The organism is Frankia sp. Hr75.2 (assembly GCF_949319125.1).
GTDB lineage: Bacteria > Actinomycetota > Actinomycetes > Frankiales > Frankiaceae > Parafrankia > Parafrankia soli.
In genome coordinates this window covers 123,335-141,639 of the sequence record NZ_CASGGV010000222.1, presented here as the reverse complement: position 1 = coordinate 141,639, position 18,305 = coordinate 123,335, and the positions used below count along the sequence as shown (strand labels likewise).

The following is an 18,305-nucleotide window of genomic DNA, read 5'->3' as shown; positions in this document are numbered from 1 at the left end:
CACGGTAGCCGGCCCTGGTAACTAGGAGAGAACGTGCCATCCCTGATCGAGGATTACGCGCTGATAGGAGACACTCACTCGGCGGCGCTGGTCTCCCGCGACGGCTCGATCGACTGGCTGTGCCTGCCTCGGTTCGACTCCCCGGCCTGCTTCGCCGCGCTGCTCGGGGACAACGAGTCCGGCCACTGGAAGATCGCGCCGGTCGAGCCGGTGATCGGGGTGAGCCGCCGCTACCGCGGCGACACCCTGGTGCTCGAGACCGACATGACCACCGCGTCGGGCACCGTCCGGATCGTGGACGCGATGTTCCCCCGAGCGGGGGCGCACGTCGTCCTGCGGCTGGTGGAGTGCCTGCAGGGCACCGTCCGGCTCCGGTCGGAGACCCGCTTCCGGTTCGACTACGGCTCGATCGTGCCGTGGGTGCGCCGGCTCGACGAGCACTCGGTCGCCGCGATCGCCGGCCCCGACTCGGTGACGCTGTGGACCACCGCCCCGATGGAGGGGCACGACATGGCCACCTACGCGGAGTTCAGCGTCTCGGCCGGGCAGTCCGTCCCGTTCTCGCTCACCTGGCGGCCCTCGCACGAACCGGCGCCGGCCCCGCAGGATGTCCGGCGGATGATCTCGCAGACCGAGGCGTGGTGGTCGGACTGGATGGCCGGCTGCACCTACGACGGCCAGTGGCAGCCGGCGGTCCGCCGGTCGCTGATCACCCTGAAGGCGCTCACCTACGCCCCGACGGGCGGCATCGTCGCCGCGGTCACCACCTCGCTGCCCGAGCACATCGGCGGCGTCCGCAACTGGGACTACCGCTACTGCTGGCTGCGTGACGCCACGATCACCCTGCTGGCGCTGCTCGACGCCGGCTTCACCAGCGAGGCGACGGCCTGGCGGGAGTGGCTGCTGCGCGCCGTGGCCGGCGACCCGTCCCGGGTGCAGATCATGTACGGGGTGGCCGGTGAGCGGCGGCTGCCCGAGTACGAGGTCCCGTGGCTGCCGGGCTACGAGAACTCCTCCCCCGTCCGGGTGGGCAACGCCGCCGTCGACCAGTTCCAGCTCGACGTCTACGGGGAGGTCCTCGACGCCCTGCACGTGGCCCGCGTCGCGGTGGCGAACCGGCGTCCCGGCTCGGCCCGTGACGGTTTCCTCGCGGGGATCCACTCCTCCGAGGACGACGGCCGGGACGGCTCCTGGCAGCTGCAGACCAAGCTCATGGACTTCCTCGAGACCGGGTGGCGCAAGGCCGACGAGGGCATCTGGGAGGTCCGCGGGCCGCGGCGGCACTTCGTCCACTCGAAGGTCATGGCCTGGGTGGCCGCCGACCGGGCCGTCCGGGGGATCGTGGAGTCCGGGCTACCCGGCCCGGTCGAGCGGTGGTCGGCGCTGCGGGACGAGATCCACCACGAGGTGTGCGCCCGCGGGTTCGACTCCGACCGCAACACGTTCACCCAGTTCTACGGCTCGAAGGAGCTCGACGCGGCCCTGCTCTACATGTCACTCGTCGGTTTCCTGCCGGCGACCGACCCGCGGGTCGTCGGCACCGTCGCCGCCATCGAGCGCGAGCTGATGGAGGACGGCTTCGTCATGCGCTACCCGACGGCCGAGGACGGCGCCGTCGACGGCCTGCCGGCCGGGGAGGGTGCCTTCCTCGCCTGCACCTTCTGGCTGGCGGACAACTACGCGCTGTCCGGGCGGGTGCACGAGGCGCAGGAGCTGTTCGAGCGGCTGCTGGCGCTGCGCAACGACGTCGGGCTGCTGGCCGAGGAGTACGACCCCCGGCTGGGCCGGATGACCGGCAACTTCCCACAGGCGTTCAGCCACGTCCCGCTGGTCAACACCGCGCGCACGCTCACCGACGCGCTGCGCGGCCGGCCGCGCTCGCGCACCGACCGCGCGCACCCGCCGGGCCACTTCTTCGGCTGACCACGGCACCGGCCGCCGGCCGGGCCGGCACCGGTCACGGACGGTGTACCGGGATACTGGAGCGCAGGTGGACGCCGCGCCGCGGACCGCGGGCGGCCACCCGGACCAGGCGCGGCGACGCCGTCCGTGACGGGGACCCACCCGGACCGGTGGCTCATGGCGCCGCCGGGCGGTGACGGATGGACGAGTGGAGGCGGCACGGGTGGCGGAGCGGATCGCGGTCATCGGCGGCGGGATCCTCGGGCTCGCGGTGGCACGCAGGCTCGGGCAGGTCGTGCCCGGATCGACGGTCACCGTGTTCGAGAAGGAGCATGACGTCGCCCAGCACCAGACGGGGCGCAACAGCGGCGTCGTTCACGCGGGCCTCTACTACAAGCCGGGCTCGCTGAAGGCGACGCTGTGCCGCCGCGGCGTCGGCCTGCTGCGCGAGTACTGCGAGGCCCGCGGCATCCGCTACGAGGAGTGCGGCAAGGTCGTCGTGGCCGTCGACGACAGCGAGCTGGGCCGGCTCGACGACATCGCGCAGCGGGCGACGGCCAACGGCGTGCCCGACACCCGCATGCTCGACGCCACCGAGCTGCGCACGATCGAGCCGCACGCCCGCGGGGTCGCCGCGCTGCACTCCCCGACCACGGCGATCGTGGACTACCCGGCCGTCGCCCGGGCGCTGCGCGCGGACATCCTGGACGCGGGCGGCGCGGTGCGCACCGGCGCCGAGGTGATCGGCGTGGACGACGGCCCGGCGGGCGTCCGGCTGCGGCTGCGGGTGCGCGGCTCCGCGCCGGTCGCGCCGAACGGGAACCACCACACGGCGGCGGTCGACGGCGGGACGGTCCGGGTGGTGTCGGAGTCGGTCGGCCCGTTCGACCGGCTGATCTCCTGCGCCGGCCTGCACTCCGACGAGGTCGCCGCGCTCACCGGAGAGGACAGCTCACCGCGGATCATCCCGTTCCGCGGCGACTACTGGCTGCTGCGCCCCGATCGGCGCGACCTCGTCCGTGGCCTGATCTACCCGGTGCCCGACCCGCGCTACCCGTTCCTGGGCATCCACCTCACCAAGCGGGTGGACGGGGAGATCCTCGTCGGCCCCAACGCCGTGCTCGCCACCGCCCGCGAGGGCTACACGGTGGGCACCGTCGACCGGGGTGACCTGCGGCAGACCCTGTCCTGGCCGGGCTTCCAGAAGATGGCTAAGACGCACTGGCGCACCGGCGCCAAGGAGATACTGCGCACCGCCAGCAGGCGCGCGTTCGTCGCCGAGGCCCGACGCTACGTCCCCGAGCTGCGCACCGCGGACGTCGTGCGGGGCCCGGCGGGAGTGCGGGCCCAGGCGGTCGCGCGGGACGGCAGCCTGGTCGACGACTTCGTCCTCGCCGTGCGCGGACGGGTCGTCCACGTGCGCAACGCCCCGTCCCCGGGTGCGACCGCGTCGCTGGCGATCGCGGAGCACATCGTCGCCGACGCGGTACCCGAACGCACGTCCTGACCGTCAGGGCGTCCCACCCGGTCCCACGGCAGGGCTGGCGCTGAGGGCGGCGAGCACGGGGAGCAGCACGGCGCAGGTCGGCGTGGGCACCCCGAGCCGCCCGCCCGTCCGGACGACCGCTCCGAGCAGCGCGTCGTGCTCCAGCGGGCGGCCCGCCAGCCGGTCACGCAGCATGGACGTCCCCGCGCCGGGCGGCTGGTGGCCCAGCCGGGCGAGCGTGCGCTCCGGGGCGTCCGCGGCTATGCGTGCGCCGGCGGCCCGGGCCACCGAGGCGGTCTCCCGCATGACCGCCAGCGCGAGCTCGCCGACATCCGGGCGGGCGAGCACCTCGAGACCGCGTGCCGTCAGCGCCGTCAGCGAGTTCGCCGCGCTGTTGCTGAGCAGCTTCGACCAGGCGGCCGTGGCGAAGTCGGGGACGAGCCGGACGTCGCCGGGCGGCAGCACCCCGGCGAAGCGCTCGCCCAGCGGGCCGTCGGGCACCTGCAGCACCCCGTAGGCCAGATGCCGGACCACACCCGGCCGCTCCAGCTCGGCATTGAGGTACACCACCGCCGGCAGGACGGCGTCACGCGGGACGGGCGGGCTGACCCGCTCGGCGTGGTCGACCCCGTTCTGCGCGACCACCACTCCGGTCCCTGCTCCCAGGCCGGCACGCAGCCATCCCATCGCGGCCGGGGTCTGATGGGCCTTCGTGGCCAGCACGATCCAGTCCACCGGCCCGCCGAGATCGGCGGGGTCGCGAACCACCGGCAGCCGCAGCTCGGTGACGCCTCCGCCGGCCGCGGGGGCGGCCCGGACGATGCGCAGGCGGTCGAAGCCGCCGCCGCGCACGCAGAGGAGCACCTCGGCACCGGCCTCGGCCGCGCGCGCGGCGAAGTACCCGCCCACCGCGCCGGCACCGACGACCGCGACCCGGCGCCGCCCCGCCGCCGCGCCACGCGTACCGGACGGGCCGGGCGGGAGCACCCGCCCCTGGAGCACCGCGGCGTCCCGCGCGGGCACGACGTCCATGCGCAGAGCCTGCCACCATCTCGCGGGTCCGCCGACCGGTCGGGGCTCACCCGTCCGGTGCCTGGCGACCGGATCCGGCCCGGACCGGCCGGGCAGCTGCGACGCTGACCACATGGAACCGCGCCGGAGGACGATCCCCGCCCTCGATGCCGACCGGGCCCGCCTGAGCCGCGGGCACGCCGTCGTTCCGGAACCCGAGATCGGCCGTCGCTGGCGCGCGGCGCGGGCGCGGGCGGGCGTCGTCCACCTGGACGCCGCCGCGGCCGCCCGGCCGAGCATCGCGACCGTCACCGACCAGACCGACCACCTCCGCCAGGAGAACCTGGTGGGCGCCTACATCGCCGAGATGGAGGCCGCGGAGGTCCTCGCCGGCGCGCGGGCCCGGCTCGCGACGCTGCTGGGCCCCGGGCTCATCGCCGACGACGTGGTCTTCCAGCATTCCGCCAGCACCGGATTCGCCGCGCTCCTGGCCGCCTGGCCACTGCCCCCCGGTTCCCGCGTCGGCGTCGTGCCCGGGGAGTACGGGTCGAACCTGCTGCTGCTGGCGACCCGCGCGGCCCGCGACGGCCTGGAGCTGGTCGAGCTCCCGGTGGACCCGCTGGGCCGCATCGACCTCGACCGCCTCGACCGCGTGCCCGGCCCGGCCCGCCTCGAGGACCTCGCCCTGGTGACGTTCCCGCACGTCCCGAGCCAGCGCGGCGTCGCGCAGCCCGCGGCGGAGATGGCGGCCCGCTGCGCCGCCGCGGGCGTCGACCTGATCCTCGACGTGGCCCAGTCGCTCGGCCAGGTCGACCTCGCCGGCATCGGGGCGGCCGCCTACGTCGGTACCTCACGCAAGTGGCTGTGTGGCCCCCGCGGCGCGGGCTTCACCGCGGTGCGCCCGGACGTCGTCGACCGCCTCGGCCCCGGGGCGCCCAGCCTCCACTCGGCCCACCCCCACGACCTGCGGGCCCATCCCGCGCTGCCCGCGCGACCGCTGCCGGGCCCGTCCCGGATGGCGGTCGGCGAGGCGGCGGTGGCGAGCCGGGTCGGGCTGGCCACCGCGCTGACCGAGCTGCTGGCCGAGGACCTCGGCGCGATGCGCGACCGGATCACCGCCCTCGCCCGGCACGCGCGCCGCGCCCTCGACGGAGTCGCCGGCTGGCGCCTCGGCGAGGAGGCCGACTCCCCCACCGGCATCGTGACCCTGCGCCCACCGGCCGGTGTCGATCCGCTGGCGGTCTGCCGGGCGCTGTACGTCGAGGCCCGGATCCTGACCAGCCCGATCCCGGCCGGCCGGGCACCCGAGCTGACCGCACCGGTGCTGCGGGCGAGCACGCACGTCTACAGCAGCCCCGCGGAGATCGAGCAGCTCGCCGAGGCCCTCGACAGGTGGGGCCGCCCGGGGCCGTGACGGGCCGCCGCCGGCAACCCGTCAGCCGACAACGCCCGCTGACCCACCGAGACGGACACCGTCAGCGATCACATGGTAACGATGATGACGGGCCGCGCTCGCGGCCACCGACAGCTACCACAACGCCCGCCACCCACGGTCCGTAGTCGAATTCGAGCCACCCGTAAGATCGGCTGGTAGGCGAGACGGCAATGATCGGCCCAGCGCTGCTTCTCCGGTGCGACGCCCGCCCCGAGACCCGCCACCGCCCGGTCGCGGACGGCACGGTCGGTCACCGAACTGGACCGGAATGCCCGTCGGACCTGATGCGTCCGGGAACCTGTTGGTAACGCCAGGTGCCGGTCTGCTGAAATAGCTGCGTTGCAGGCAAGGTGTCCGGTGGCGTTCCGGTGGGGGAACGGACACGTCACGCGTATGCCCGACGGCGGGCAGAACGGGAGCGACGTGACCCACAGCGCAACGCAGCGGGAGTCGACCACGCGGTGAGCAGGCTCATCTCGGTCGCCGCTGTCGACGACCACCCCATCGTGCTCCGCGGCCTCGCCGACGTCATCGAAGGGCTCGACGGCCTCACCCTTCTTGCCACGGCGACGTCGATCGCCGAACTGCTGGCCGGCCCGGGCCGGAAGGCGGACGTCGTCCTGCTCGACCTCGACCTCGGCGACGGCTCGGAGGCACCCGACAACATCCGGCAACTCACCGGCATCGGCGCCTCGGTGATCGTCTTCAGCGCGCTCGGCGACCCCAAGGCCGTCCGCGGCGCGATGCGCGCGGGCGCCGGTGGCTTCGTCACCAAGACCGACGACGTTGGCGAGCTGGCCACCGCGATCCGCGCGGCCGGGGCGGGGACCGGCTGGGTCTCACCCCAGTTGGCGTTCATGCTCCTGACCGACGAGGCGCCCGACCGGCCGACGCTGTCGCTCAAGGAGCTGGAGGCCCTGCGCCTCTACGCGACCGGTATGCCGCTCAAGACCGTCGCCCGCAAGATGACCGTCTCCCCGGAGACCGCGAAGCAGTACATCGAGCGGGTGCGGGTGAAGTACCGCAAAGCCGGCCGCCACGCCGACACCAAGATCGATCTCTACAAGCGCGCGAAGGAGGACGGCCACCTCGACTGACCGGAGCCGCCCACGTGCAGCACCCTCAGACCACTCGCATCCCAGCGCACTCGCGACGAATCGCTCGACCAGACGGTCTCCCTCCGAGCGCCGACACCCCATCCCGACGCGCCCTGTGCCACGCGGGGAGCAACCCTGCTGCCACGACCCCACAGCCCCACCGGCAGGACGGGCCCGCGCACCTGTGGGCCGGGCGCAGTGGGCACCGGCCCGGGCGGCCGGTGCCCACTGCCCGGCGCACGCCGGATCCCCGCGTCCGGCGCACGCCTCGCGCCGCCCCTGCCCGATGGAACGCGCGCTTCGGGCCAGCGGGTGTGATCGGACGCCGGTCCCCCCGGTCCGAACGTCCCACCCCCCGTCACCTGCTGTGCCGTCACAGAGTCTGCCAAGACGGGGCTATTCCGTCATGACCCCAAAGACATCCTCGGGCTGACCCCCGTACGGGGGTCAGCCAGCTGGGGGTGAACCCGCAGCCGCGCACCTGATCCGGACCGCCGCTGGGGCGGTCAGTCCTCCGCGATCGCCGCGGGGCGGGCCAGTGGGGTGTAGCGCACGAGCACACCGACGAGGACCAGCACCACCCCGCTGAAGCTGATCACCCACAGGCCGGGACCGAGGTCGGTAGTTGCGTCGAAACCCGTCCCGGAGAGCAGGCCGCCTCGGCGGAAGCGGGCGACGTCGACGACGGCCGTGAGGATCAGCATGAGGCCCGCGATCACGGCGAGCATGCGGCCCCAGTCGACACGCCGCCCCGCCAGCAGCAGGCCCGCCACCATCGCGAGGATCCCGAGCAGCATCGTGAGCTGGCCGTGCTGGTCGGGATCCGTGCCGTGGATGGCGAACTCCACGATGCCGAACGCGCGCACCGTGGCCCACGTCATCGTCGAGCCGATGACCGCCGCGCCCCCGGCCAGGACCACCAGCGGCGGGCAGAGGATCGCCAGCAGGCGCCGCAGTGAGCGCGCCGGGGCGGCGGCCTCCGGGCCCACCGGCCCCGGGCCGGACGCTCCCGGCCAGGCGGCGTCCACGACATCAGCGGCCCGAGGGGCGGTCTCGGCGCCGTTGCTCGCCGGGACGCCTGGCGATGTCTCACCCGCGGCCCACCGGCCCCAGACCACCACGGCTCGCCCAGCCTCCGGCTCGGCCGACGGCCTGCCCCAGCGGGGATCGGCGGTGGCCTCTGCCGCGGCCCGCCAGGCCGCCAGGCCCGCGTCGACCCGTGATCTGTCGTCCGGCGTGACGTTCTCGCCGCCGGACGGACGGGCCCACGGGCTCCGCTGCCGATGCTCGCCCACCCGGTCCTCCCGCCGTCCACCACCGAAGCCCTGGTGCCGGTCGGGCCGGCGGACGGGCCCGGCCTCCCCGCGCCCCGTGACGGTGGTACCACGCGCGGACAGCGGCCGCATGCCGCCCATCGCAACGGCACACGGCCCGCTGGGCACCTCACGTTCCCCATGTCACCCACGATAGAACACATGTTCGAGTCCCGGTCGCGGACGACGTGGTCTCCTCGGCGGGCGCAACGGCGCCGCCGCCGGCCGCGCATGGCCGGTCAGCTGGGCCGCTACCGCCCGGACCGCGGGCGCGCCACCGCGACCAGCGCCACGAGCCCGGCCACCAGAGTCACGACCACGCCGATCTGCGGCCGGACGGCTATCACATCGGCGGAGATGGCCCGAAAGGACGACAGGGACGGCGGTCCCAGCGCGAGATCGAACCCGGAGACGATCACGAGCAGCAGCGCTGACGCCCTCGCGACGAGGAGATCGGCCTCCGGTCCGGCCGGACCGGCCCCGCCCGCCCGGCGGCCACGGCCGCGCAGCGACGCCAGGCCGATCAGGGCCATCACCAGCCCGGTGACGAGCGTCAGGCGCCCGTCACCGATGGTGATGCCGGTGAACGTGCGGGTCTCGTCCCCGCTCGTCAACGTGCTCCAGGGGAGGAAGGCGGCCACCGCCGCCACCGCCCCGCCGAGCGCGAGGAGGGCCATGTCCCGGCGACCGCGCACCGCCATCGGCGCGGCGGCGGTGCGGTGCTCGCGGCGGGTCTGCCCGGCACGGTTCCCCAGATCCTCCACCGGATCCACCGCCGGGCCGGAGTCCGCGGCCGGGCCGGGGCTCGGGGCCGCCGGCCGGGGCTCCGCCGGTCGTTGCCGATCGGTCGCCGCACGCTCCCCCGCGGACGGCTGCCCGCGCCCGGTCGTGTCCGAGGTCCGATGCGGCGCGGCGTCGGGTGTCCACGCCGGATCGGCGGACCGGCCGGGATCGTCCGGTCGTCCCGGCTCCGTGGGCCGCCCCGGGTCGGCCGTGCCCGGCACCGCCGTGCCCGGGTCCGGTCGATCCTGGCGCCGCCGGGTCGCCGGCTCGGCGCCGCGGCCGGTCGCGGGACGCACGAAGCCCGTGGTGGGGGGCGAGTCCGGCGGGATGCCCGGGTCCGCGTCGAACGTCCGCCCGCCCGTCTGCTGCTCGGGCACGGCAGGGGCGCTCGACTCCGCGTCCGGCCCCGATGTGGGCCGCCGGCCGGCCATGCGGCGCAGGTCCACCCGCATGGTCGGCGGATCGAGGGCCTCGCGGGCGGTCGTGGACGGTTCCGTGTGGGTGGGCTTCGCCGCCGGCGTCGCGGATGTCGCGCGAGCGGACCGCGCACCGCCACCGCCCGATCCGGCGGACCGCGATGGTGCCGTGGACCGCGACGCGACCGACTGTGACGGCGCCGCGCTCTGCGACGTGGCGGACTGCGGCGCGGCGGACTTTGGCGGCGCGGCCGGCGAGGAGGGCACGGCGGTGGACGGCGCCGCGCCCGACGCCGTGCCTGTCGATGCCGAGGATGTCGATGGCCGCCGGTCCCCGAGCGGCGCCGCGGGCTGGTCGGAACCGCCACCGGCCGCCTCGGGGGAATCCGTCGCGCCCGCCGACGCCCGCTCGAACCACGTCGGGCGGTCCTCGCCCGGCGTCCGGGCCGGCGCCGGGCTGGACCGCCACGTCGGCGCCACCGGAGAGGCCTGCGAGCCCGAACGCGCGGACGGATCAGCCGACCGCGCCTGGCTCCCCGGTGCCGTGTGCCATGTGGGCGGCCCGGTGGGCCGGGCTGGCGGGACGGGCGGCGCCGGCGGAGTGGGCGGCGCGGGAGGCGTCGGCGGGGTCGGCGGCGTGGCCGGTGGTGTCGGCGGGGTGGGCGGAGTCGGTGGCGTCGGCCGAAGCGATCGGGACGACGGCGTTGTAGTTGTAGCGGACGGGCGCGGAGCGAACAGCGGCCGGGGACGCTGGTCCTCGTCCGGCCCGCCGGTGGCCCGGTCCGCCGGCGCCGGCGGGGTCGTCTGGTCCGTCGAAGGCGCGGACGTCCCCGCCGCGGCGCGGGCCGATGGTTCCCTGGCACCGGGCGGACTCGAGCGGTCCGGAGCCGCGCCGGGCTGCCCGCCCGGCTGTGCCGGCTGGTTCGGCGCACCCGTCCCGGTGTTCCGCGGAACCGCCGGGGCCCGCCGGGCAGCCGGTGCCGACTGTCCCTGGTACGGGCGCAGGGCGTCCCGCGCCGGGGGTGATTCCGGGCCGGAGCCGGGCTGCCCGCGGCCGGCACCCGTCGCCGGAGCGGGAGGGGGACGCAACGTCTCGGGGCGGTTCACCGATCCCGCCGCCGGGGACGCCGGCCGCAGCGGCGAGGGCCACGCGGACCGCGCGGAGCCGGGCGCCGCGGAACCGGAGGACGGCGTGGTGCCAGAAGACGGCGAGGTGCCGGAGGAGGGCGCGGGCGAGCCGGGCTTCGACGTCGAGGCCGGCCTCCCCGCACCCGGCGCCGAGGCCGGCCTCCCGGTGCTCGGCGCCGAGGCCGGCGTCGCCGGCTTCCCGGAACCCGGCGGCCGAGTCGATCCTGGGTTCGCCGGCGCCGCATTCTGCGGCCCCGGGCTCTGCGACGCCAGGCTTTGCGACGCCGGGCTTTGCGTCCCTGCGCCCTGTGTCCCTGCGCCTTGTGGCCCTGCGCTCTGTGGTCGTGGATTCTTCGACGTCGGTTCCGGTGCGGCCGGTTTGGCAGACGCCCGCGACTTCTCCTGGCCCGCGGACGTGGTGGGCGGCTTCGTCGCGGCGTGCGGCGTCGCCGGCGTCGTGGCCGCAGGCCTGGCCGGCGGCGCCGCTGATGTGGCCGACGCCGACGAGGCTGCCGACGTGGCAGGCGTGGCCGGGCCGGACGGTTTCGTGCCAGCCGCCGGCCGCGCCGCCATGCCCTGGCCGGCGGGCCCGGACGAAGGCGGGCGCGCGGGTGATCTTGGTGGAGGAGGCGGCATCTCGGGCCTGACCGGCGCCGCGGGCTTCACCGGCCCGGCAGGCGCCGGCTCACCGGGCTTGGCCGGTCCCATGGGCTTCACCGGCGCCGCCGGGTTCATCGGCCCGGCAGGCTTCACCGGCGCCGCGGGTCCCGCGTGTGTGGTGGGTGCCGGGCTACCGGGTACCGATGGCTTCTCGGGCGTGCCTGGCCGTGCCGGCGGTGCCGCCTGGGGCGATGCCGGCTGCGTCCCGCCGCGGGCGGACGTCCCGTCGCGAGGTGGTGGGCGCACACCGGGGCGGGTCGGCGCCACCGGGCGGGACGGGTTCGCCGGAGGCGGCGGTGCGGCTCCCGGCCGTCCGCCGCGCTCCGGCGCCGAGTCACGCCCCGGTGCAGGCGGGCGCCGATCGCCGGATCCCGGTCCGCGGTCGGCGGGCTGGCGGTCAGCCGGGCCCTCGGCGCGTCCGCGGTCGGCCGGTTGGCGGTCGGGGGCTGGAGCGGAAGCGAACGCGGGCGGGCCGCCCGGGCGGGGACCGCCGGATCGGCCACGCTCACCCGGCGGCTCCGCGGCGGGCACCGGCTTCTCGGCCGGGTCGCCCTGGTCGGCCATGCACTCACTCCTGACGCGCAGCGCTTCCATCCGGTGCCCTGACGGGCTACCGGCGAACCGGGCGACGGTATCCGTCCGTGCTCTGACCAACGGAAGGCGGCCCGGGTGAATCGTCCTACTTCGCCCAGGCATGCGCGGGCGGGGCCGGTCGAATCGACCCGCGCGAAGCGGCACGGATGACACGCCGGAGACGTGCTTCGCGGTCGCGCCCGGACGGCGCCGTCGTGGAGCCGCTGGTCGCGCGCGCCGACGGTAACGGATGGGATCGCGCGGGACAACCCCGCGCCCGCGCGGCGACCCACTTCCGTACCCGTGCCCGGGCCCGTACACAGGCTTTCCGCCGGAGCGGGCGGCGCGGGGTGGGAACGCGGCGTCACCACTGGCACGGCCACACGGCCCGACGCGCAGGACCTATTACACACAGCAGTGTCACTCAGGCCTCGGCTACCATACCCGCACAGTGTGTCCCTGCCAGGCGACAGGCGTGGTCGACGCGCCCGAGCTCCCAGTTCCTCAGGAGCCTGTTCTGAATCCTGCTTTCGATCCGCGAACCGCGTCCCAACCGGGTATCGGGGGGAGAACCCCTCGCGCGATACCGGTGCTGGTCGGCGCGCTCCGCGCAAAGCGCCGGGTCGATCGTTCCTCCCCCCGCGAAATGACGATCGAGGGCATTTTCCGGAACCACGCCCGGGCGTCCGGCAGCCGGCGGAGCCACCGGCCGCCCGCCAGCCGGGCACGCTGTTCACGCTGCACGGCCCACACCCGATGATTGGGAGGATTCCCGTGTCGACGTCCAAGGCCGTCTCGACGGACCTGTCCGTGACCCGGAACTACGTTCGCGACGGCAAAGTGATGCAGATCGCGACGTTGGCGGGTGGCGGCGAGCCCGCCGTCTGCAACCTCTGGTACGCGAGCTCGTTCGAACCGGACCGTCTGTTCTTCATCTCCAGGCCCGACCGCACCCACTGCAGGAACATCAGAGCCGATCGTCGGGTGGCCGGCGCGATCGTCACCATCGAGCTCGACGGGCTGGGCCAGGAGGTCCAGGGCGTGAGCTTCGCCGGTACCGCGGAGGAGGTACCGGTGGCGGAGGCCGACGCACTGCTGCCGATCTATCACGGGCGGTGGCCGCAGGGCAGCGAGCTGGCGAACGTGGAGATGATGCTGGCGGACGGTAACGCCCACCGGCTCTACGAGATCCGGGTCGACCGCTGGATCCTCTTCGACGAGATCAACCATCCGGACGACCCCCGGCGCGTCATCGACTTCGCCCGGGCGGGCTGACCGGACGGCGGCTCGTCCCAGCCGGCAGCTCGACAGCTCGTCCCAGCCGGCAGCTCGTCCCCGACCACGGCTCGTCCCGCACCGCGGCGGCCCGCGACCGCAAGCTCGCCGCTCAGCAGTTGTCGTCGTACCCGGCACCGAAGGTGCAGCGCGGGAAATGGGGTGGCGGGCGGCCGCGGGCCACCGGGTCGAAGCCCGGTGGCCCGGCGCTGTTCGCTCCGCCACGGCCGGCGCCACCACGATCGTGCCGTTCCAGCCCGCCACGGGCCACCGATCGCGGGCGACCGGCGGCGGCACTCCCGCGGCGGGCACGGGCCCGCGGGCCCGGTCAGACCGCCTCACCGATGCGGTGCACCCGCATCATGTTGGTCATGCCGGCGACACCCGGCGGAGTACCGGCGACGACGACCACCAGCTCGCCCGGCCGGCAGTGCCCGATCTGCTGCAGGGCCGTGTCGACCTGCCTGACCATCTCGTCGGTGCTCTCCGCGAACGGCACCAGCACCGTCTCCACACCCCACAGCAACGCCATCTGGCTGCGCACGCCGGGGATGGGGGTGAAGGCGAGGACGGGCACCGAGCTGCGGTATCGGATCAGCCGCCGGGCGGTGTCCCCGCTGAGGGTGTGGGCCACCAGGTAGCGGGCACCGACCGCCTCCCCGACACTCACCGCCGCCTGGGCGATCGCGCCGCCGAGGGTGCGCGGCGGGGTCCGCAGCGGGGGGATGCGGCCGAGATCCGCCTCGGCGGTCTCGATGATCCGCGCCATGGTCGCGGCCGACTCGACCGGGTACGCCCCGACACTGGTCTCGGCCGAAAGCATGATCGCGTCGGCGCCGTCCAGCACGGCGTTGGCGCAGTCGCTCGCCTCCGCGCGGGTCGGCCGGGGCGCGCTCACCATCGACTCGAGCACCTGGGTGGCGACGATGACCGGCTTGGCCCGCTCACGCGCCTGGCTCACGGCCCGCTTCTGGACGAGGGGGACGTCCTCGAGCGGCAGCTCGACACCGAGGTCACCGCGGGCGATCATGAGGCCGTCGAAGGCCTCGATGATCCCGTCGAGCTCGTCGACGGCCTGCGGCTTCTCGATCTTCGCGAGGACGGGAACCCGGATCCCGACCTCGTCCATGATCGAGCGGACGGCCGCGTAGTCCTCGGCGGACCGGACGAACGACAGCGCGATCATGTCGACGCCGAGCTCGAGCGCGAAGCGCAGGTCGTCGGCGTCCTTCTCGGACAGCGCCGGCACCGTCAGCGCGGCGCTCGGGATGTTCATCCCCTTGTTGTCGCTGACCTTGCCGCCGATCACGACGGTGGTGCGGACGTCGGTGTCCTCGACCCCGTCGATCCGCAGGTTCAGCCGGCCGTCGTCGACGAGGATGGTGTCCCCGGCGGCGACGTCCCGGGTCAGGCCCGGGTACGTGGTGCCGACCTGTTCCTGATCTCCCAGGACGTCACGGATGGTGACGGTGAAATGCTGCCCGGGCAGCAGGGTGACCCCGCCGTCGGCGAACCTGCCGAGGCGGATCTTCGGCCCCTGCAGGTCGGCCAGGATCCCCACGCTGCGGCCGGCGGCCGCGGCCGCCTCGCGCACCAGGGCGTACGCAGCGGCGTGCTGCTCGTGCGTTCCATGCGAAAAGTTGAGCCGGGCAATGTCCATTCCGGCGTCGACGAGGGCCCGGACCATCTCGGGAGAGTTGGTGGCCGGGCCGAGGGTGCAAACTATCTTGGCTCTTCGTGGCACGGTCAAAGCCTAGGTAACGAACGCCCGGGATAGGACATGGGCCCTGGTGACACACTCGATCCGGCGGTTCTGGGCCACTTAGTCCCGAGAGGTTCTGTGACCGTTTCGCACCCGGGCGTTCGGACACATGCTGCGCGCAAGGGCACAGCAGGCGTACCTTCGCATGGTCCACCCGCAAGAGCGGGTGAAGCGACAGTTACGGGAAAGCTGGCAACGGCGCCGCACGATCCCGGACGTCCAGACCGCGGCATGTTACCGCCCTGAAACAACCTGGAGCCCGGCCATGACCAACAATCCCGCAATTCACCGGCGGCCTTCCGGCGACGTGGACATCGCGCTGCCCCACGAGGCCCTCGAGCCCGACACCGCAGCCACGGACACCGTGTCACTGGACGCGGCATCCGTGACAACCGGTTCGCCGACCGGCCCGGCCGGTGTGACCTCCGTCGCCCAGGCGGCCTGAGCGGCAGTCAGCGCGCGGCCGGCAGGGCCGCCACCCCGCCGTTCGGCGGGTCGAGGGTGACGCGGGCACCGGAGCTCCAGTCGGCCGGCGGCCCGGTCACCCCCGCGGCGGCCGGGGCACCCGCCTCGCCCACCTCTCCCACGACGGCAGCATCGTCCGTATCGGCAGCGTCATCCGTATCGGCGGCATCGGCGGCGGCCCGCGAACCCGGCCGTCCGCCGGTCCCGGCGTCGTCCTGCGTGGCGAACTGGGTGTGGTGAAGCTCGGCGTAGAGGCCGCCGAGGGCCATCAGCTCGTCATGGGTGCCGCTCTCGACGATCCGCCCGCCGTCGACCACGAGGATGCGGTCGGCCCGCCGGACGGTCGAGAGCCGGTGGGCGATCACCAGCGACGTGCGCCCGGCCAGCGCCGCGGTCAGCGCCCGCTGCACCGCGGCCTCCGACTCGCTGTCCAGGTGGGCGGTGGCCTCGTCCAGGACGACCACAGCGGGCTCCTTGAGCAGCAGCCGGGCGATGGCCAGCCGCTGCTTCTCACCGCCCGAGAGCCGGTATCCACGGTCCCCGACGACCGTGTCCAGCCCGTCGGGCAGGTCGCGCACCGCCCGGCCGATGTGGGCCGCGTCCAGCGCCGCCCACATGCGCTCCTCCGTCGCGTCGGACCGGGCGAACAGCAGGTTGGCCCGAATCGTGTCGTGGAACAGGTGCGCGTCCTGGGTGACCACGCCGACGGCCGCGCGCAGCGAGCGGCCGCTGACCGCGCGGACGTCGAGCCCCCCGATCCGGACCGCGCCGTCCCGGGCGTCGTACATCCGTCCGACGAGTTGGCTGATGGTGGTCTTCCCCGCGCCGGACGGGCCGACGAGCGCCACGAGCTCACCGGGGCCCACCCGGAAGGTGACGTCGTGCAGCACCGGCTCCGGCGTCCTGCTGTCGAGCACGGCCGTGGACTCCAGCGAGGCCAGTGACACCTCGGTCGCCGCCGGATAGCGGAATCCGACATGGTCGAACTCGACGGCCACCGGCCCCGCCGGCAGCTCGACGGCGTCCGGCGCGTCCTCGATCGCCGGCCGCAGGTCGAGAACCTCGAAGACCCGCTCGAACGAGACCAGCGCGGTCATCACGTCCACATGCACGTTGGACAGCTGCGTCAGCGGGCCGTAGAGCCGGGTGAGGTAGGCGGTGAGCGCGACGACCGTGCCGACCTCGAGGCTGCCCCGGGCCGCGAAGGTACCGCCGACGCCGTAGACGATCGCCGTCGCCAGCGAGGCGACCAGCGTGAGGGACACGAAGAAGATCCGCCCGTACATCGCCTGGGTCACGCCGATGTCACGGACCCGCCCGGCGCGGCGGCGGAAGGTGCGCACCTCACGGTCGGGCTCGCCGTAGAGCTTGGTGAGCATCGCCCCGGCGACGTTGAACCGCTCGGTCATCATCGTGTTCATCTCGGCGTTGAGGCCGTAGCTCTCCCGCGTCAGCGCCGCCAGCCGGGGCGCGAGCAGGCGCGCCGGCACGACGAACACGGGCAGCAGCACGAGCGCGACCACGGTGATCTGCCAGGACAGGCTGATCATCGCGATCAGGACGAAGGCGACCGACAGGATGTTGGACAGCACGGCGGACAGCGTGTTCGTGAACGCGGACTGCGCTCCGAGGACGTCGTTGTTCAGCCGGGTGATGAGCGCGCCGGTCTGGGTGCGGGTGAAGAAGGCGATCGGCTGGCGCTGCACGTGGTCGAACACCTGCGAGCGCATCTCGTAGATCAGGCCCTCGCCGATGCGGGCGCTGAACCAGCGCTGACCCAGCCCGAGCAGCGCCTCGCCGACGGCGAGAGCCGCGACCACCCCGGCGAGCGTCTGGACGACCCCGGCCCGGCCGGGCACGATCCCATCGTCGATGATCGCCTTGAAGAGCAGCGGGGTGACGGCGCCGGTCGCCGCGCCGAGCACGATGAGGACGCCGAAACCAGCGAGCAGCCGGCGGTAGGGGCGGGCGAAGCCGACGATGCGGCGGACGGTCCCCGGGCGCAGGCTGGCCCGCGTCACCGAGCGGTCCCGTTGGAACGAGCGCATCGTGGACCAGTTGTCGACCGCAGTTCTCATGGAGCCTCCGACGCACCGCTACGTGTTACTACGTAACGGTGTAAGCGAGGGTTTGCTAGCCCGCATTCCCGGCGGTCGTGGCGAGGACCCGCGCGAGGGCGTCGTCCTCCGCCGCGCGGCGCTGGCTGCCCGACCGCTCGCGGGCGCCGGCGAGCAGCGCCTTCGTCTCCGCGCTGACGTCGGGCGGCACCGCGAGCAGGCGGTCCACCAGGCGGCCGACCTCGGCGTCGAGGTCCCGGCGGGGGACGACGAGCGCGGCGAGGCCGAGCCGGAGCGCGTCCCGCGCGCCCACCGGCCTGCCGGTCAGACAGAGCGCAAGCGCGCGGGCGTAGCCGACAGTGTCGACGAGGGTACCCGCAACGCCCAGGCCCGGCACGCGACCGGCCGTGGCCTCGGTGAGGCACAGGGATGCGTCCTCGGTCAGTACCCGCAGGTCGCAGGCGAGGGCCAGTGCCAGCCCCGGGCCCGTCGTCGGCCCGGCGGAGACGGCGATGCTGAGCAGGTCCGGCCGCTCGGACAGCCGGCGCGCGACCCGGGACCACGTGGCGAGGTTCCGCCCGGTCGCGACCCCGCCGGCGGATGGGCCGGCCGTCGGGCCGGTCTGGTGGCCGACTTCGCGATCGGCTCTGTGATCGATTTCGTGGCTGGTCCTGTGGTCGACCTTGTGGTCGGCCGGAGCTTCGTGGCTGGTCTTGTGGTCGACCGGAGCCGACAGACGGTGTACGGCGTTCACGACGACGACACGGACGTCGCCGCGCAGGTCGCGCAGGATGCCGTCCATCGCCGCGGCGATGGACGGGAGGGTGGGCGTGTCGCCCACCCAACCCGACACATCTTCACTCACAGTGAGCGAGACGCAAGGGCCAGCTGCGAGTACGCCCAGCCCGGCCGCCGCCGGGTCGGCGGCGGCCGGCATGCTCA

At 74.6% G+C, this 18,305-nt stretch carries 13 protein-coding genes; 7 read left to right on the top strand and 6 right to left on the bottom strand.

Annotated elements, in window-relative coordinates; genetic code table 11:
* Window positions 1–33: 33 nt before the first annotated feature.
* Complete coding sequence (locus tag AC559T_RS16330) at window positions 34–1,923, top strand: glycoside hydrolase family 15 protein (RefSeq protein ID WP_112104868.1); 1,890 nt, start codon at window positions 34–36, stop codon at window positions 1,921–1,923.
* A 202-nt stretch (window positions 1,924–2,125) separates the two neighbouring features.
* Entirely contained in the window at window positions 2,126–3,409 is a 1,284-nt protein-coding gene (locus tag AC559T_RS16325) for an L-2-hydroxyglutarate oxidase (RefSeq protein WP_498869327.1), read from the top strand.
* Between the two features lie 3 nt (window positions 3,410–3,412).
* On the opposite strand, the gene AC559T_RS16320 is transcribed toward AC559T_RS16325, so the two are convergent.
* The gene (locus AC559T_RS16320; protein WP_498869287.1) at window positions 3,413–4,420 is read right to left on the bottom strand and encodes a 2-dehydropantoate 2-reductase; all 1,008 of its coding nucleotides are present in this window, start codon (window positions 4,418–4,420) and stop codon (window positions 3,413–3,415) included.
* 112 nt (window positions 4,421–4,532) lie between these two features.
* On the opposite strand from AC559T_RS16320, the gene AC559T_RS16315 reads away from it, so the two are divergent.
* Window positions 4,533–5,813 carry an aminotransferase class V-fold PLP-dependent enzyme gene (locus tag AC559T_RS16315; RefSeq protein WP_112104870.1) on the top strand — a complete coding sequence of 427 codons (1,281 nt, stop codon included), beginning with the start codon at window positions 4,533–4,535 and terminating at the stop codon, window positions 5,811–5,813.
* Window positions 5,814–6,295: 482 nt separating this feature from the next.
* Entirely contained in the window at window positions 6,296–6,931 is a 636-nt protein-coding gene (locus AC559T_RS16310; RefSeq protein ID WP_071062556.1) for a response regulator transcription factor, read from the top strand.
* Window positions 6,932–7,437: 506 nt separating this feature from the next.
* On the opposite strand, the gene AC559T_RS16305 is transcribed toward AC559T_RS16310, so the two are convergent.
* Together AC559T_RS16305 and AC559T_RS16300 are read right to left on the bottom strand one after the other, a co-directional pair.
* On the bottom strand, window positions 7,438–8,337 hold the full coding sequence (locus AC559T_RS16305) for a hypothetical protein (protein ID WP_498869286.1): 900 nt from the start codon (window positions 8,335–8,337) through the stop codon (window positions 7,438–7,440).
* Between the two features lie 158 nt (window positions 8,338–8,495).
* Window positions 8,496–9,479, bottom strand: a complete 984-nt coding sequence (locus AC559T_RS16300; protein ID WP_498869285.1) for a hypothetical protein — start codon at window positions 9,477–9,479, stop codon at window positions 8,496–8,498.
* Here AC559T_RS16300 and AC559T_RS16295 point away from each other — a divergent pair.
* Both AC559T_RS16295 and AC559T_RS16290 read left to right on the top strand, forming a co-directional pair.
* Window positions 9,478–11,904: a hypothetical protein gene (locus tag AC559T_RS16295; protein WP_498869284.1), complete on the top strand. Its 2,427-nt coding sequence runs from the start codon at window positions 9,478–9,480 to the stop codon at window positions 11,902–11,904. The genes AC559T_RS16300 and AC559T_RS16295 overlap by 2 nt on opposite strands.
* A 674-nt stretch (window positions 11,905–12,578) precedes the next feature.
* Entirely contained in the window at window positions 12,579–13,079 is a 501-nt protein-coding gene (locus tag AC559T_RS16290; protein ID WP_071062562.1) for a pyridoxamine 5'-phosphate oxidase family protein, read from the top strand.
* Between the two features lie 328 nt (window positions 13,080–13,407).
* Here the strand turns inward: AC559T_RS16290 and pyk are convergent, their stop codons facing one another.
* A complete protein-coding gene (pyk, locus tag AC559T_RS16285; RefSeq protein ID WP_112104800.1) occupies window positions 13,408–14,823 on the bottom strand; it encodes a pyruvate kinase in 1,416 nt (471 codons plus the stop codon).
* A gap of 127 nt (window positions 14,824–14,950) precedes the next feature.
* Here pyk and AC559T_RS16280 point away from each other — a divergent pair, with 127 nt between their 5' ends.
* Entirely contained in the window at window positions 14,951–15,286 is a 336-nt protein-coding gene (locus AC559T_RS16280) for a hypothetical protein (RefSeq protein WP_020459811.1), read from the top strand.
* A gap of 7 nt (window positions 15,287–15,293) precedes the next feature.
* Here the strand turns inward: AC559T_RS16280 and AC559T_RS16275 are convergent, their stop codons facing one another.
* Together AC559T_RS16275 and AC559T_RS16270 are read right to left on the bottom strand one after the other, a co-directional pair.
* Complete coding sequence (locus AC559T_RS16275; RefSeq protein WP_112104799.1) at window positions 15,294–17,384, bottom strand: ABC transporter ATP-binding protein; 2,091 nt, start codon at window positions 17,382–17,384, stop codon at window positions 15,294–15,296.
* 55 nt (window positions 17,385–17,439) lie between these two features.
* Entirely contained in the window at window positions 17,440–18,204 is a 765-nt protein-coding gene (locus AC559T_RS16270; protein ID WP_498869283.1) for an enoyl-CoA hydratase/isomerase family protein, read from the bottom strand.
* Between the last annotated feature and the right edge of the window lie 101 nt (window positions 18,205–18,305).